Raw genomic sequence first — 15,365 nt, 5'->3', positions numbered from 1 at the left:
TATGAGCGTACCCCGGAGACTTCGTAGAAGTATCGTAACTCTGTTTCAAAAACACCGGTTGGTTTATAGCCGGTATACTTTACCTGAATTACATTCGCCCGGGCAACGTTTTGCGCCATTACTGTGCTGGTTGCCATAACGCAGATAACCATAAGGGCGGCTATCAGTGATCCGCCGCTTTTTCGTGATCCGGTTTTTTCTGATTTTGTCGACATGCAATGTATCCTTTTATAAAGGGGACGTTGTTCAATAGCTTTAAAAGTATGGACGTGAACCTGAAAAACCAGACCACTTGGTGGTAGAAAAAATGCTAAACTCAACCAAGGAAGAACACGTCATGAAAATCTGCAATACAGGTCATCAATACAGTATTTTATTGATAAATAATAATATATGAACTGAGAAAATGAAAAGAATCATTGTTTCAAAGTATAATCCTGGCTGGATAAGAGATTTCGAATTACTACACGACCATATTTGGCCTCATATCTCTGATGTGGCTTTATCGCTTGAACATGTCGGGAGCACTTCGGTTCCCGGATTGGCTGCAAAACCGATCATTGACTTGACGATAGTTGCTCCAAACAAAGAAACATTGAAAATCATTATAAAAAGACTTTCATCTATCGGTGCTTTGCATAGAGGGAATCTTGGTATTGAAGGTCGTGAAGCATTTACCACACTGGAAGGTTTTCCTGAACATAATCTTTATGCATGTATAGCAGGATGTCAAGCGCTTGAAAACCATCTTGCTATACGAAATGCTCTTAGGGCAAATACGTCACTTGCAACAAGATACGGAAAGATAAAGTTAGAATTGGCACAACGATATTTTGATGATATCGATTCCTATGTGGAGGGTAAATCATCATTTTTACTGGCTATTTTGAGAGATCATGGCTTTACTTCCGATGAGCTTGAAGAAATTCAAGAAAATAATCGTAAAAAAAGTTAAGCAACTAAAAAACGAGCCTATAGGAGGTGGGGATCATAGGTTTATTGATAAACAGAAGCTGCCAAGCCTGAATGACCGGATATGAGTGAGGCGGTTGGAAGAGTAGGCAAAATGAGGGATGCTGTTCAATGGCTTTTAAAAAGACATAAGTGATATTTATGTATGTAGATACAGTGTAATGCGCTCCCTTTTTATTTCCAATCTCTTGCCTGCTATTTATCAAGAAGTACACCAGACGTTTTCCTATGATCTCCAAACCAATAATGAGTTATATAAATCTCAACCTGACTATTTTCCCATCTCCCAACTCCGGTAAAACGTTGCTCTCGATATCTCCAAGATCTTGTAAATTTCACCGACGTTGATACTGTTGTTCACGATATGGTCCACCAGCATTTTTCCAAGTCCTCTATTTCTGTAAGGCTCTAAAACAAAAAGGTCCATCAAATAGGCAAAAACTGCATAATCCGTCACGACTCTCACAAACCCGACAAAATTGGCGGCTTTATCGTACATCCCGAAGCATAAAGAGTTGTCGATGCTTTTCCGTACGGTTTCAATTGTTCTTCCTTTACCCCAATAGGACCTGTTGCACAGATAGTCATGAACAACTGCGATATCCAATTTGTTTTTATCCGTGGATATTGTGAAACAGTTTTCCATGGATGATTCCTTTTGTTTGGAAACCATGAAATAGCCTTCCCCTGGTTTGTAAGAATTTGTTATGGTGCACCATGCTGTTGCAGCAAATCAACATAAGCGCTTTCAATCAATTGTGAGTCGTTGACTCCGAGTCGGCAAAGAATGGTTTTGGCTTCGTCAACACCATCTTTGGAAGGTTCTCCATCGGAAAGCACAACTTCAAGTTCAAGAAAATCGCCCAGACTTTCAACACGGTCCAAGTGAATCCTTGTTCTACCGATAAAATACAACGTGCGATGTTTTTGAACTCGGCCGACTGCACCATAAGCCAGATCGAGTGTTTTCCGCATTGTTTCCGGTTCGGGAGTTTTGGAGATCAGATAAAAGCACTTCTTTGGTCCCGATTCGTCCGCTCGTTTATAGAATATCAGTTCTCCACTACCGTTGGAAAAGGTCCTCAGTTTTAACCGGCCGTTGGTACATCTGAAAAAGGTATCGTCCTGGATGATTTCAGAAGGTTTTCCATCGGCAATTTCCTCGATCTTGCGTTCAAGGTCTTCGAGGTTATCGATACGGGCTTTTATTTCAACGTTTCGAGACATAGTGACTGCCAACAGTACTTGTTAATGTGTATATCCTCAACTCTAAAGCTGTAGCCTTTCCCGCCTCGGTTGTGTTTCTTTTGTGGGCGGCTTTGCTCATACTATCTCCAATGTTCAGGTTTTTTCAAAAGATGCCGGTATAACGATTCGACATTGTAAACTTTTTTCCTTGCCTTCTTTCTCAGTAATTCCAGAAATCCCTGTCGAGGCTTCTGTACTGTATCGCCTGGATCAGATGGGGCATTTCGATGTTGTCCGAGCCTTCGAGGTCGGCGATGGTTCGGCTGACTTTGAGAATGCGGTCGTGGGCACGGGCTGACAGATTAAGCCGTTCCATGGCTTCCATGAGCTTCGTGGCGCAGGGTTTGTCGAGCGGGCAAAACTTTTTGATGAGCCTGGTTGTCATCTGGGCGTTTGCGTGGATGCCGGGAGCGTTTCCTTCGCTAAAACGATTTACCTGCCTTTCTCGCGCGCTTATGACCCGGTTGCGGATCACTTCCGAGCTTTCTCCTTTTGCTGTTGAAAACAGTTCCTGATTGTCAACTTTAGGGACGTCGATATGGATGTCTATCCGATCGAGCAGCGGGCCGGAGATTTTCGACAGGTATCGTTGAATCTGCTGCGGTGTGGCGGTAAGGTTGCCGTCCTGATCTTTGAGGGCTCCGGCCGGACTTGGATTCATCGCGGCCACCAGCATGAAACAGGCCGGATAGTTCGTGGTGAGCGAAATGCGTGAAACCGTTACTTCGTTGTCTTCAAGCGGTTGGCGAAGGACCTCGAGGGCATTTCTTGTAAACTCGGGTAGCTCGTCGAGAAAAAGAACTCCATTGTGCGCGAGGCTGACTTCACCGGGTTTTGCCATCGTACCGCCACCGATCAGTGCAACATTGCTCGTGGTATGGTGCGGGTTGCGGAAAGGGCGGTGGGTCATGAGCGGTTTTCCGTTGTTCAGCTTGTCGGCAACCGAATAAATCTTTGTCGTTTCGAGTGACTCCTCGAAATTCAGTGGAGGAAGAATGCCGGGCAGTGCTTTTGCAAGAAGCGTTTTGCCACTTCCGGGCGGGCCTATCATAATGAGGTTATGGCCTCCTGCCGCTGCGATTTCCATCGCTTTTTTGGCGGTTGCCTGGCCTTTGATGTCGGCGAAATCAACCGGATATTCTGGATGGTCCAGAAAAAGCCTTTCCACGTCAACTTCCGCGGGTTTGCAATGAGAGGGATCTCTCAAGAGGCTGACAGTATCGGAAAGAGTTTTTACGCCATGTACAGCTATGGCCGAATGTGAGGCGGCAACCGCTATCGCCGCTTCTTCTGCATTTATTTCTGGCAGGATGATCCGTTTGATTTTTTCACGTGCAGCCATCATCGCTATGGGCAGAGCTCCGTTGATGCGTCTGAGTGATCCGTCGAGAGCCAGTTCTCCGATGATAAGCGTTTCATCGAGCTCATTGTCTACTTCCTGCAGTGAGCCGAGAAGTCCGATCGCAATCGAGAGGTCGAAAGCGGTTCCTTCTTTTTTTACATCGGCAGGTGCGAGATTCACCGTGATTTTTTTTGGCGGAAGGTTGAAGCCCGAGTTCTTTATTGCGGTCAGGATTCTTTCTCGACTTTCGCGTATGGCGTTGTCTGGTAATCCGACAACGGTAAATGAAGGCAGGCCTCCTGAAACGTTGGTTTCGACCTCTACTTTGAGGGCATCTATCCCGATTAGGGCAGCTGCGCTGAGCTGGGAAAGCATGAATTACTGATTAGGGTTTGCGTTGTGTTTTGTTTGGTGTAATATGATAGTAAATTATTTGCGGATATACCATTCCGATGGTTCCGGGCGGGGAGGGGAGCCGGTGGTTAATTGGTTATTTTGTTTGTCGCTTGACGAATATTGATTATCTTAATTTCTAAAATTATTCGTAAACCGCTAACACCAAATTTTTAGCTGTCATGGACAACAAATCAAATGGTAAGCTTTATGCACTAGCCATTGGTGGTGCCGTATTGATGGGTGTATTGTTCTTTCTTACATCGTTCTTGACAGGTTATCAAACACCTGCAGAGAATATCTCCCCGATCCTGACTCCACTGAAATCATTTATGGGGTGGTTTCTCCTGATCTTTTTCGCTTCTCTGATCATCTGGGGACTCGGCAAGATGTCTGCAAGGGTTAGCGATAGATGGGTTGTTAGCATGCCCGTCAGTATTTTCGTTATTGTTGCTGTGATGTTCATCAGCCTTGAAATTGTCTGGGAAAAAGGCCGTACGACAACCATGGAAGGCAAATATATACGCACGGTAAGGCAGCTCGATGCATTCAATGAAGGTGAGGATTTCGAAAATATCGAAGATCAGCCCGTTGAAGAAGAAACTGCAGCAGTCGAGGAAGAGGTTATCGAAGAAGCTGTTAGCGGCGATGGTGAGGTTGCGGTGGTTGAAGAGACTGTCAAAAAAGAGCAAGTCGCGATGGCCGGTAAAGATCTTGCCGCTGCAAATAAGCTGTTCCAGAGAAAATGTACAAAGTGCCATGCAATCAAAGCCGTCGAGGTCAAGCTTGGCGAATACAGAAAGAAAGGCCAGTCAGAGAAAATTGTCCTGGAAATGAAAGCTGTACCGAACTCCGGTATCAGAAAGAAAGATGTACAGACTTTGGTCGACTACATCGATGCCAATTATTAGTACATGGATTAGCTTATAGATTGATTAGATGTGATAGTGAAAAAACCCCGGGGTACTGCTCCGGGGTTTTTTTATGAACACGGTATTTTGTTTCATGCCGCCTGTTGCAGGTGTTGCCAGTATGAAGGGGTCAATGACGATTGTTTTGTTGTTGTGCGCTATAAGAAACCGTTACGGTTTCAGTGATTCCGCCTCTCGCTTTCCACTCTGTCTTTACAGTCAGTTCTCTTGGCTGGAGTACTTCGATCATATGGTCAAGAATGGTATTCGTGATATTTTCATAGAAAATACCGGCATTGCGAAATTCGAGATAATAGTATTTCAGTGATTTGAGTTCGACACAGGATGTATCGGGGATGTAACGGATCGTGATGGTCCCGAAGTCAGGGAGACCTGTTTTCGGGCAGACCGATGTGAATTCAGGATTCACTATTTCAATCGTGTAGTTTCTGTCAGGAAACTGGTTGTCGAATACTTCGAGGAGTTCTTTTTTCATCTGTTGCTGTTTTTGTGTTTCTGTTTTTCCATTATGGTACGTTATATGAGTTTTCGGGTTTAAAATAGAATTCTCTCTTTGATTTTCCGTACATTCAAGCTTTCTGCAATGAAGTAATAAAAATAAGCTTTTGATTGTCACCGAAACATGATAGAGACGGAACAGAACATGTCGGTTGTTTTTGATGAGTTATCGAAAGAGTACGATCTCGAAACAAATCATTATACCATTGTGGACAAAGCGTTCACGTTCGTTAGTGTACGTGACAGTTATGCCTTGCTTGACAGAATATCCCCCGAGGATTTCGTCAAAGATGAACAAATGCCATACTGGGCGGAAATATGGCCGGCAGCCATAACACTTTCGGAATTCATTGTGGAAGAGCTTGCCGTTGCCGAGAGGAAAATCGTTGAAATCGGGGCCGGTGTCGGCGTGGCTAGTGTTGTCGCTGCATCGAGAGGGGGAGATGTACTATCGACGGACTATTCCGAAGAGGCTCTTCGCTTTATACAACTGAATTCATTGAAGAATGACGTTTCGCTGGACACGGAACAGCTTGACTGGCGATGTATTCATCTGAAGGATCGGTTCGATATGCTTTTTGCCGCCGATGTGCTCTATGAGCGAGTGAACTTGCTGCCTATCGTGCATGCTGTCGATAAGCTGGTGAAGCCGGAAGGATGCGCCTATATCGCTGATCCTAGAAGAAGACTTGCCGAACAGTTCCTCGATCTTTCTTTCGAAAACGGGTTTTCCGTTACCAGTTATGCCAGGAGCTTCAGCAAGGGCAAACAGGTCGTGCCGGTCAATATTTACAGGTTGTCTAAATCTATTGATGATAATGCCTGAACAGTGCGTTCCTCTTTGGCGGTATTTACCTTCCGGAAATGCTAGGTTATGGCGTATTATGTTTTTCGAACCGGATCTGCTTGTCTGCGAAAACAGGCTGCAGGAAACCGGTAGAACATGTTTCACCTCTCTTTCACTCCGATCAGGTAAAGAAATTCTCAAAGACTTTTCTCTCGATGATCATGCTCACGGTATAGTCGGAGAGAGCGGTATGACCGGTCTTGAAACTGCAAGAGGCAATCTATTCTACATTCATGGTTATCAGGACCACAGTCCTGAGCACAGGGGGATCTGGGCGGTTGATCCTCATAAGGCGGAAGTGGTCTGGGCAAGACCTGAGGCGGCTTTTGTCGCGAACCTAAAGGAAGGCATGCTGGTTTACACGGCTGGATCTTTCGCAGGATTTCCAGAAAGAAGCTATTTTCTGCTCGATGTCAAGAGCGGTGAAGTTCTCGATACCATTGGCGACGATGCAGCAAAAGTAAACGATCTTCGACTTGGCGCGTTGAGAGATGAGAAATTGCAGAAAGTCGAGCTTCCCGCGGTTCAGAATTCCGGCAGCATGGGAGCTGGATCGCCTGTCGAGGGATTTCGTGAATCTATCGAGCAAAGCAGTTTGCTTGTTACCGTTACCCACAGTGCTGCAAAAGACGGTAAAACGTTCAATGCAACAATCGAGGCGTATCGTGACAATAGAAAAGTATACGAAGATACTCTTGCCAGCGGTACAAGGGTTCCCTCAGTGAATTATTTTTTGCTTCGTGGCGTTATATTGTACTATATCCGTGGTATGAATGAACTGATCTCCGTACGTCTCCAATGAAAAAAAAGGAGAAACCAGCAGTTAGCGAAGCAGATACAACATATCGTGGTCTCGATGCTTTTCTCGATTACATGAGAGGCCAGATGCAGTATTCGGCTCACACCTGTAAAGCTTACCGAAAAGATCTTTCACAGTTTTACGATTTTCTTGCCGATCATCATGGTTCCAGTGACACACTGGATAAAGACCCAGGTTCGGTTACGGTACTCGATATCCGCCTTTTTCTCGGTTATCTGCTTCGAGAGGGTTTACAGCCTAAATCCATTGCGAGAAAACTGGCTGCGGTCAAAAGTTTCTATAATTATCTTCTTGAAACCGGTGCGGTGAAGGTTTCGATTCCAGCACAGGTTTCCACTCCCCGTTTCAACAAAAATGTTCCAGGTTTTCTCAATGAAGAGCAGACGGCAAGTCTTTTCGAAGAGATTCTCGTTTCATCCTCTCCTCCTGTCAGCGGTTCACGGAAAAAGGATGATCATGAAGAGCGGTTTACCTTGAGCCGTGACAGGGCGATGCTTGAAATTCTCTATGGTTGCGGGTTACGCATATCGGAGCTTGTCGGTCTCGAGAACGAACATGTCAATCTCGAGCAGGGATTCATGAGAATCACGGGGAAAGGAAACAAGCATCGTATAGTGCCACTGGGAAGCCATGCTGCAAAGGCGCTGAAAAATTATTTTGAAGTCAGACGAAACTTCTTTAGAATAAAAAATAAGGGGAACCCCGATACCGCATATGTTTTTGTAACAAAAAAAGGTAGGGGTATTTATCCTGTTCTTGTTCAGAGAGTTACAAAAAAATATTTATCAGCGGTCACGGAACTCAAGTATAAAAATCCGCATGTTCTGCGCCATAGTTTCGCAACGCATATGCTGAACAACGGAGCTGACCTGAAAAGTGTAAGCGAGATGCTGGGCCATACCAACCTGACCACTACTGAAATATACACGCATGTAACCTTTGGAAGGGTTAGGGAAGTTTATGAGAAAGCCCATCCCAGGGCATGAACATCCCGGTATTTGGGCTTTCCTGAGTGTTCTTTTCTGTTTTTCATACATTATTTTAAAAGGAGGGTGCCTATGGCAAGGACGGAAGTAAAAGAAGCGGTAAACGTACAGGTTACCTTACGACACACAAATAACCATCGTGAAATAGAACAGTACGCACGTGATGCCGTGCAGGTGTTGGACAAGATCTTTTCCGGCATTGTCAACTGTCATGTAATACTGGATCATCAGAAAAACGACTTCGAGAAAAACAAGCTTGCGGAAATAACGGTCCATATTCCTCAGAACGTTCTCGTTGCCAAGGAAGCGGCGGCAAAGTATGAGCAGGCAATCGACAGTTGTGTTGATTCACTGGGAAGGCAGTTGAGGAAACATAAGGAAAAGCTGCAGAATCACAGGTAATTTTCAAACAACAGGGCCGGAGATTCGGCCCTGTTGTTCTTTGAGGCACCTCTTAGCTTGTTTACTACCATGAACTTCGATCAAAAAGGCTTGAAAAGGCGGTCGATGACCGTTGAGTATTTTATTGAAAATATCAACAAGAGCATCGATATAAAGCTTCGTCGGTTGAACAAGGTCGATGAGCAAAAAAGGCGCATTTACGACAGGGATCTTCACCGTCCAGGTCTGGCGCTGGCAGGATTCACCAATCTTTTTACCTACAAAAGGGTTCAGATTCTCGGTAATACCGAGACAAGATTTCTCAATCAACTCGATGACAAGACGAGGATAAAGGCGTTTGATAATATCGTCAAGTATAAAGTTCCATGCATTATTCTTACAAGCAACAACAAACTGGATAAGGTTTTGCTCGATATGGCCACCGAAGCCGGTATTGCTGTTTTGGCTACGCGGAACGCTTCTACAAAAACCATTTTTCTGATTACCGATTTTCTCGTTGATCGATTTTCGGTTTATCAGCAGTATCATGGTTCGATGGTCGATGTTTATGGCGTTGGGGTTTTTCTGGTTGGGAAAAGTGGCCTTGGAAAGTCGGAGGTCGCTCTTGATCTGGTTGAACGAGGGCATCGGCTGGTTGCTGACGATGCTGTCGTTATCAACAGGAAGGGTGAGAAAGTGCTGATCGCTTCGAGAAATAACATCATCGATCATTTTATGGAAATTCGCGGTCTTGGAGTGGTTGACGTCAGGGCTGCTTTTGGTATCAGAGCGATCAGGGAAAAAAAGGTTGTGCAGGTGGTTGTTGAGTTGCTGGAGTGGAATGAGGGAATAGATTATGAACGTTTGGGTCTCGATACAAAAACAACGAGGATTCTCGGTGTCGAGGTGCCATTGGTTCAGTTACCTATCAATCCGGGTAAAAATATTACCGTGATCATCGAGGTTGTCGCCCTCAACTATCTGCTACAGCAACACTCGGGATATGTAGCTGCAGAAGCTCTTGAAGACAGGATTAAACGATCCATCGATGGGGAGTCAATGCTGAACACCCGGTTTGGCAGTAACTACTTTGCAAAAGATTATGAATAGAAAAACAAGTATGAAAGGTATTGCCGTCATTTCTCTATTGTTTGTTGTCATGTTTGCCGGCTGTTCCGGAAAAGGACGAGTGAGTGGTGCCTCCGCTGGTGATTCGACGCTGGTGATCGCGATGCTCGGTGATGCCAGCTATCTCAATCCGGTTATCGGAGCTTCGGTGACATCGCGCAACGTTTACAGTCTTCTTTATCCGGGGTTGTTGAAAAGTGAGTTCGACACGACGTCGGGTCTCCTGAACTTTATGGCTCTTGAAAAAAAACTGAGAGAAGAGGGCGGGCAGGATCCCGGTGAGAAAGCGGCGGGAGCCCTTGCCAGAACCTGGAAAATGAGTGAAGACCATCGCTCGATAACGTATATGCTGAGAAGTGATGCATTCTGGAATGACGGTGTTCCTATAACCTCGCATGATTTCAAGTTCACGTACGAACTGTACGCCAACCCTGTTATCGCAAGTCCTCGTCAGCAGTATCTTGCTGAACTCATCGGTGCTGAAGAAGGAGAAATTGATTTCGACAACGCGATCGAAACGCCTGACGATACAACACTGGTTTTCAACTTTTACAAACCTATTCCCGAGCAACTGGCCTTGTTCCATACTACCTTGACACCGCTCCCAAAACATGTGTGGAGGGAGGTGCCGTCACAAGAGTTCAGGCATTCATCGCTCAACCAGAACCCGCTTGGTGCAGGACCTTACGTTCTTCAAGATTGGCAGAAACAGCAACAGATTGTTCTGGCTTCGAATCCGAAGAACAACCTTCCCAAACCCGGTACTATCCCGCGTATCATGTTCAGAATCGTGCCTGATTATACCGTACGTCTGGCGCAGTTGCAGACCGGTGCAGTGGATGTCGTCGAAAATATAAAGCCGGAAGACTTCGACGGGCTCGCAACTGCAAAAGCCGCTGTGGAAATTAAGCCTGTCGGACTTCGTGTCTATGACTATGTCGGGTGGTCGAATATCGATCATACTGCTTATCATCGAGATGGCACCATAAAGCCGCACCCTTTGTTCGGATCGACAATTGTTCGGCGAGCTTTGACTCTGGCGATCGATAGACAATCCATTCTCGACGGTTATCTCGGAGAGTACGGGGTGGTCGCAAGCACCGATATATCTCCTTCTTTGAAATGGGCTTACAACGATGCAGTCGTTCCTTATTCCTATGATCCCGCCGAATCCATCAGGCTTTTGGAACAAGAGGGATGGGTGCCGGGGCCTGATGGCATCCGTGAAAAAAATGGCAGGAAGTTCAGTTTCGTTCTCTTTACCAATGCCGGGAATGAACGAAGAAATTTCGCGAGCGTCATCATTCAGCAAAATCTCAGGGAAATCGGTATCGATTGTCAGCTCGATGTTCAGGAATCGAATGTCTTTTTTGAGAATCTGCGTTTGCGAAAAATCGATGCATGGATGGCCGGATGGTCTATTGGACTTGAAATCGATCCTCTTGACGGTTGGGGTTCCGATCTGGAAAAAAGCCGCTTCAACTTTACCGGTTACCAAAATCCGAGGATCGATGAGCTTTGTGAACTTGCAAAAACCGAGTTGAATCCACTTGATGCGAGGCCATACTGGATGGAGTATCAGGAGATTCTGCATCGTGATCAGCCGACGACGTTTCTTTACTGGATACAAGAGACTCAAGGATTCAACAAACGGGTAGAAGGCGAGGAACTCAACATACTCAGTACTTTTTACAACGTCGACGATTGGACGCTTTCTCCGTCCGCGAGCGTTGCTGAGTAGGTGAGGAAAAAAGTGAGAAGGTAAAAGTCAAAAGGTAAAGGTTAAAAGGGGAGAGGAAAAAGATGGATGTGGGAGTAATGTTGTATACTGTTTGTTGTTATTACAGGGGCGGCGTGACGGCTTTCTCTAACGAATCACGAATCAACTAATCGATGTTTGTCTACATAGTGCGCCGTTTGCTGGTTGCCATACCGCTGGTGTTCGGTGTTTTGACTCTCACATTTTTCATTATCAGGCTGGCACCCGGTGATCCTGCAGCGCTGTTCATACAGCCCGGGATAAGCCCCAAAGTTGCCGATCAGATTCGTGAACAGTACGGATTGAATGATCCGGTGTTTATTCAGTATATAAAATGGCTTGGAAGTGTGCTTCAGGGAGACTTTGGGCGCAGTTTCAGCCGTGCACAACAACCTGTGTTCGATGTTATAGCGCAGGCATTGCCTGTTACCATCACTATCGCCCTGCTTACTCTGGTCGCAAACTTCATTCTCGGCATCGTCATCGGAGTTGTTTCAGCAGTCAGGCAGAACAGCTTCCTCGATAGATTCCTGACAGTAGGAGCACTTTTTTTTTACTCGATGCCCGAGTTCTGGTTTGCCTTGATGATGATCATTGTCTTTGCGCTCAAATTACCGATTTTTCCAGTGTCGGGCCTCAACGAGGTCGGGGCAGAGTCCTATGGTCCGTTCAGGTTTATGCTGGACAGGTTATGGCACCTTGTGCTGCCGGTTACGGTATTGAGTATTAATGGAGCTGCCGGTATCGCCCGTTATGTTCGGGGCAGTATGCTCGAGGTGATACGTCAGGATTATATCCGGACAGCAAGAGCGAAAGGGTTACCCGAAAAAGTGGTGATCGTACGTCATGCTCTTCGTAATGCTCTTTTGCCGGTCATTACCCTCATGGGCGGATCGTTACCGTTCATTTTCAGCGGAGCGTTGTTCATCGAGGTTATTTTTGCTTTTCCCGGTATGGGACGCGTAACGGTCGAGGCTATTTTTGCCCGTGATTATCCGTTGATCATCGCGAATACTTTCATTTCCGGTACGTTGATTATCATGGGTAATCTCATTGCCGATGTGCTTTATGCTGTCGTTGATCCGAGAATCAAGCTGTAATCAGTTATTTACAAACCTTTTTCTGTTGCTGCCGTGCGAGATGAATTGTTGAATACCCCTGCCAATTCAGCGGAGGAAAGATTTGAAGAACAAATTCGCCCTGTCCAGCTCGATGATTTTACCGGGCAACCGCGTCTTACAGAGAACCTGCGCATATTTATAGCTGCAGCGAGGAAAAGAGGGGAAGCTCTCGATCACGTTCTGTTTTCCGGCCCACCCGGTCTTGGAAAAACAACCCTTGCACATATCATTGCTGCGGAACTTGGCGGGGGAATAAAAGTGTCGTCCGGCCCTCTGCTCGATAAACCCGGAAACCTTGCCGGTATCCTTACGAGTCTCAACAAAGGGGATGTTCTTTTTATCGACGAGATCCACCGGCTGACTCCGGCTGTCGAAGAGTATCTGTATTCTGCAATGGAGGATTTTCGTATCGATATTCTACTCGAGAGCGGCCCTTCGGCACGCGCTGTACAATTGAAACTCGAACCGTTTACGCTGGTTGGTGCGACAACCAGGGCGGGAATGCTGACCTCTCCTCTCCGGGCCCGTTTTGGGATATCCAGCCGCTTGGATTATTACTCTTCCGAGGTTCTCGAGCGTATTATCATCCGGACTGCGACAATCCTCGGGGTTGCCATCGAGGGTAGTGCAGCGGCAGAAATCGCCGGGCGCTCCCGAGGGACCCCACGTATTGCAAATCGTCTGCTCAAGCGTGCCCGTGACTTCGCACAGGTTGCCGATGCTCACGTCATTTCGACTCAAATAGCACGCAAAACGCTTGCTGCGCTTGAAATCGATGACGATGGCCTCGATGATATGGATAAAAAAATCATGCTGACCCTGATTGAAAAATTCGATGGCGGTCCGGTTGGAATATCCTCCCTGGCGGTTTCCGTTGGCGAGGAACAAGATACGATCGAGGAGGTGTATGAGCCATATCTTATACAGACCGGGTTCATTTCGAGGACTCCCAGAGGAAGGGTGGCTACAAAAAATGCTTACTTGAAGTTCACCGGTTCTTTCCCTGGCTCACAACCAGACGGGCCCTTATTCGAGAATACGTAGCAAGGACTATCGACAATTCTAAGAATGAATAATGCAAGAATCCTTTTGGTTTTTCCATTGAAATCCCGCGAGCCACGAATCAACGTTTATCCAAACATGATGCCATGACTGCACCGTTTCGTCTTGTCGTTCTTTCGCTGTTTGTTGCCGGTTTCATTTTTTCCGGGTGTACGGGTAGTGCATCTATGGGAAAAGCGAGTCAGGCTCCTCTGGATTCTCCTGCCAACGGGTCGAGAGATCTATTTGTCGAAGGATCACTATCGGCGGTCAGCGGGGATTATCAAACTGCAATTACACAGTTTCAGAAAGTTTTGGCAGCAGAACCTGAAAACGCTGCGGTGTATTTCTCTCTTTCAAAAACATATGTGGCGTTGGCTGTACCGGATTCTGCAAAGTATTATGCAGAAAAGGCGGTCGAGTTCAATGCTACAAACAACTATTACCGTCATCTCCTCGCTGGAATCTATTTCGACATGAAGATGTTCTCCGATGCTGCTGCGCAATTTGAAAAGCTTGTGGCGATCGAACCTTCTGATACGCGCAGTCTTTTTTTTCTTGCGCATGCATATCTTGCGGATGAAAAGCATGAAGAAGCCTTGGAGACTTTTGCCCGCATTCTTCAATTCGATCCCTCGAATGAGAACGCCCAGGTTCAGTCACTATGGTTGGAACTGAAGTTGAAACGATACGGTGCGGCGATTCACAGTCTGGAAAACATGATGGAGGCAAACGGTACCAACAACAAACTCCAACTGACGCTTGGAGAGCTCTATCTGCAATCCGGCAAACCGTCCAAAGCGCTGCAAATATTCCGGAAAATGATCGAGGAAACGCCTTCGTTCGTTCCAGCATGGATAGCGCTTTTCGAAACGTATATCGAGCAGGGGGAGCGTGAATTGTTTTTGACGGAGTTAAGGCGATTTTATGCAATCGACACAATTGAATTTCCCAAGAAAGTCGAGGCTGTAAAACTATTCATGATCAGGGCGGAAAATGAGCCGTCTTATAGCGGGCATGTTCACTCGATGGTGAATGAACTGGTGATGTATCAGCCAGATGAGCCTTCTGTTTATGTGCTGAGAGGGATGTCTCTGCGTGTTCAGAAAAAGTACAGCAAGGCGCAAGAGGACTTTCAAAAAGCTCTTGAACTGAATCCGGAAAATCTTTTTGCATGGGAAGAACTTGCCTCGACATTTATGCTTCAGGAACAGTATCACAATGTTTTCGATACTGTTTCACTGGCAAAGAAACGTGCCGGGAGATCGTCACTGCGCCTCGACGTTTTTAACGGGTACGCTCTTTTCAGGTCCGGTTCCCACCTCAAATCGGTGAGGGTGCTCGAGAAAGCCCGTAGCTACGAGAAACAGGATGCACCCTCATGGCTGCTTGTTCAAGCACATATTACCCGTGCAATGGCTTATGATACATTGAAAAAACCGGAAAAAAGCATCGAAGCGTACAATGATGTTCTTGGGATCGATCCGGAAAATGCATTGGCTTTGAACAATCTGGCTTATCTCTATGCCGAAAGAGGGGAAAGACTCGATGAGGCAATGCAATATGCGAAACAGGCTGTACATGCAGAACCTGAAAATCCGGTTTTTCTCGATACTCTCGGGTGGCTGTACTATAAAACAGGAGATTATCGGAAAGCGCGCGAAATCATCGAGACGGCTCTTTCAATGGAGCCCAACGAGCCTGAAATTTATGAACATCTTGCGGAAATCTACCGTGTGTTGGGAGAACCTGTTAAAGCGCAGGAGCATCTCGATAAAGCAGATCTGTTGAGGAAAGAAAACGCAAGTCAAGAGTCAAAGGGAAAAAGTTAAAAGGGAGATGGGTAGCAGGTAACAGGGAAATTAAAAAAAGGGTGCATCGAGAAAAATCGAGCACC

The 15,365-nt window shown here is 46.1% G+C and carries 16 protein-coding genes; 11 read left to right on the top strand and 5 right to left on the bottom strand.

Annotated features, from left to right (window positions below):
- Positions 1 to 215, bottom strand: a 215-nt coding sequence (locus QZ209_RS02300) for a hypothetical protein (protein ID WP_294344310.1), incomplete at its 3' end; no start/stop codon positions are given.
- 191 nt (positions 216 to 406) lie between these two features.
- Here QZ209_RS02300 and QZ209_RS02295 point away from each other — a divergent pair.
- Entirely contained in the window at positions 407 to 955 is a 549-nt protein-coding gene (locus tag QZ209_RS02295) for a GrpB family protein (protein WP_294344307.1), read from the top strand.
- 288 nt (positions 956 to 1,243) lie between these two features.
- Here the strand turns inward: QZ209_RS02295 and QZ209_RS02290 are convergent, their stop codons facing one another.
- The 3 genes from QZ209_RS02290 to QZ209_RS02280 form a co-directional block, all read right to left on the bottom strand.
- A complete protein-coding gene (locus QZ209_RS02290) occupies positions 1,244 to 1,618 on the bottom strand; it encodes a GNAT family N-acetyltransferase (RefSeq protein WP_294344304.1) in 375 nt (124 codons plus the stop codon).
- Positions 1,619 to 1,677: 59 nt separating this feature from the next.
- Complete coding sequence (locus tag QZ209_RS02285; protein WP_294344301.1) at positions 1,678 to 2,199, bottom strand: class IV adenylate cyclase; 522 nt, start codon at positions 2,197 to 2,199, stop codon at positions 1,678 to 1,680.
- Between the two features lie 181 nt (positions 2,200 to 2,380).
- A complete protein-coding gene (locus QZ209_RS02280; RefSeq protein ID WP_294344299.1) occupies positions 2,381 to 3,937 on the bottom strand; it encodes a YifB family Mg chelatase-like AAA ATPase in 1,557 nt (518 codons plus the stop codon).
- 200 nt (positions 3,938 to 4,137) lie between these two features.
- On the opposite strand from QZ209_RS02280, the gene QZ209_RS02275 reads away from it, so the two are divergent.
- Positions 4,138 to 4,866: a photosystem P840 reaction-center cytochrome c-551 gene (locus tag QZ209_RS02275; RefSeq protein WP_294344296.1), complete on the top strand. Its 729-nt coding sequence runs from the start codon at positions 4,138 to 4,140 to the stop codon at positions 4,864 to 4,866.
- Positions 4,867 to 4,996: 130 nt separating this feature from the next.
- Here the strand turns inward: QZ209_RS02275 and queF are convergent, their stop codons facing one another.
- Positions 4,997 to 5,362: a preQ(1) synthase gene (queF, locus tag QZ209_RS02270; RefSeq protein WP_294344295.1), complete on the bottom strand. Its 366-nt coding sequence runs from the start codon at positions 5,360 to 5,362 to the stop codon at positions 4,997 to 4,999.
- Positions 5,363 to 5,509: 147 nt separating this feature from the next.
- Between queF and QZ209_RS02265 the strand changes: the two genes are divergently transcribed.
- The 9 genes from QZ209_RS02265 (at position 5,510) to QZ209_RS02225 (ending at position 15,300) form a co-directional block, all read left to right on the top strand.
- Positions 5,510 to 6,211: a methyltransferase domain-containing protein gene (locus tag QZ209_RS02265; RefSeq protein WP_294344293.1), complete on the top strand. Its 702-nt coding sequence runs from the start codon at positions 5,510 to 5,512 to the stop codon at positions 6,209 to 6,211.
- On the top strand, positions 6,204 to 7,034 hold the full coding sequence (locus tag QZ209_RS02260) for a DUF4905 domain-containing protein (protein ID WP_294344291.1): 831 nt from the start codon (positions 6,204 to 6,206) through the stop codon (positions 7,032 to 7,034). The genes QZ209_RS02265 and QZ209_RS02260 overlap by 8 nt, the downstream gene beginning before the upstream one ends.
- Positions 7,031 to 8,038, top strand: coding sequence for a tyrosine recombinase XerC (locus QZ209_RS02255; protein ID WP_294344289.1), 1,008 nt, complete (start codon positions 7,031 to 7,033; stop codon positions 8,036 to 8,038). Before QZ209_RS02260 ends, QZ209_RS02255 begins: the two co-directional genes overlap by 4 nt.
- A 72-nt stretch (positions 8,039 to 8,110) precedes the next feature.
- A complete protein-coding gene (gene raiA / locus QZ209_RS02250; RefSeq protein WP_294344285.1) occupies positions 8,111 to 8,440 on the top strand; it encodes a ribosome-associated translation inhibitor RaiA in 330 nt (109 codons plus the stop codon).
- A 69-nt stretch (positions 8,441 to 8,509) separates the two neighbouring features.
- Positions 8,510 to 9,529, top strand: coding sequence for an HPr(Ser) kinase/phosphatase (gene hprK, locus QZ209_RS02245; protein WP_294344282.1), 1,020 nt, complete (start codon positions 8,510 to 8,512; stop codon positions 9,527 to 9,529).
- Between the two features lie 121 nt (positions 9,530 to 9,650).
- The gene (locus QZ209_RS02240; RefSeq protein ID WP_294344317.1) at positions 9,651 to 11,288 is read left to right on the top strand and encodes a peptide-binding protein; all 1,638 of its coding nucleotides are present in this window, start codon (positions 9,651 to 9,653) and stop codon (positions 11,286 to 11,288) included.
- Between the two features lie 152 nt (positions 11,289 to 11,440).
- Complete coding sequence (locus QZ209_RS02235; RefSeq protein WP_294344280.1) at positions 11,441 to 12,406, top strand: ABC transporter permease; 966 nt, start codon at positions 11,441 to 11,443, stop codon at positions 12,404 to 12,406.
- Between the two features lie 33 nt (positions 12,407 to 12,439).
- Positions 12,440 to 13,471 (top strand): Holliday junction branch migration DNA helicase RuvB, encoded by a 1,032-nt coding sequence (gene ruvB, locus QZ209_RS02230; RefSeq protein WP_294344278.1) that lies wholly within the window; start codon positions 12,440 to 12,442, stop codon positions 13,469 to 13,471.
- A gap of 104 nt (positions 13,472 to 13,575) precedes the next feature.
- Positions 13,576 to 15,300 carry a tetratricopeptide repeat protein gene (locus QZ209_RS02225; RefSeq protein ID WP_294344276.1) on the top strand — a complete coding sequence of 575 codons (1,725 nt, stop codon included), beginning with the start codon at positions 13,576 to 13,578 and terminating at the stop codon, positions 15,298 to 15,300.
- The last annotated feature ends 65 nt before the right edge of the window (positions 15,301 to 15,365 follow it).

Origin of the sequence: Prosthecochloris sp., from assembly GCA_015482705.2 — a bacterium.
In the GTDB taxonomy this organism is placed as follows: Bacteria; Bacteroidota; Chlorobiia; order Chlorobiales; family Chlorobiaceae; genus Prosthecochloris.
The sequence above is the reverse complement of the archived record's forward strand: the minus strand, read 5'-3'. Positions and strand labels throughout refer to the sequence as shown.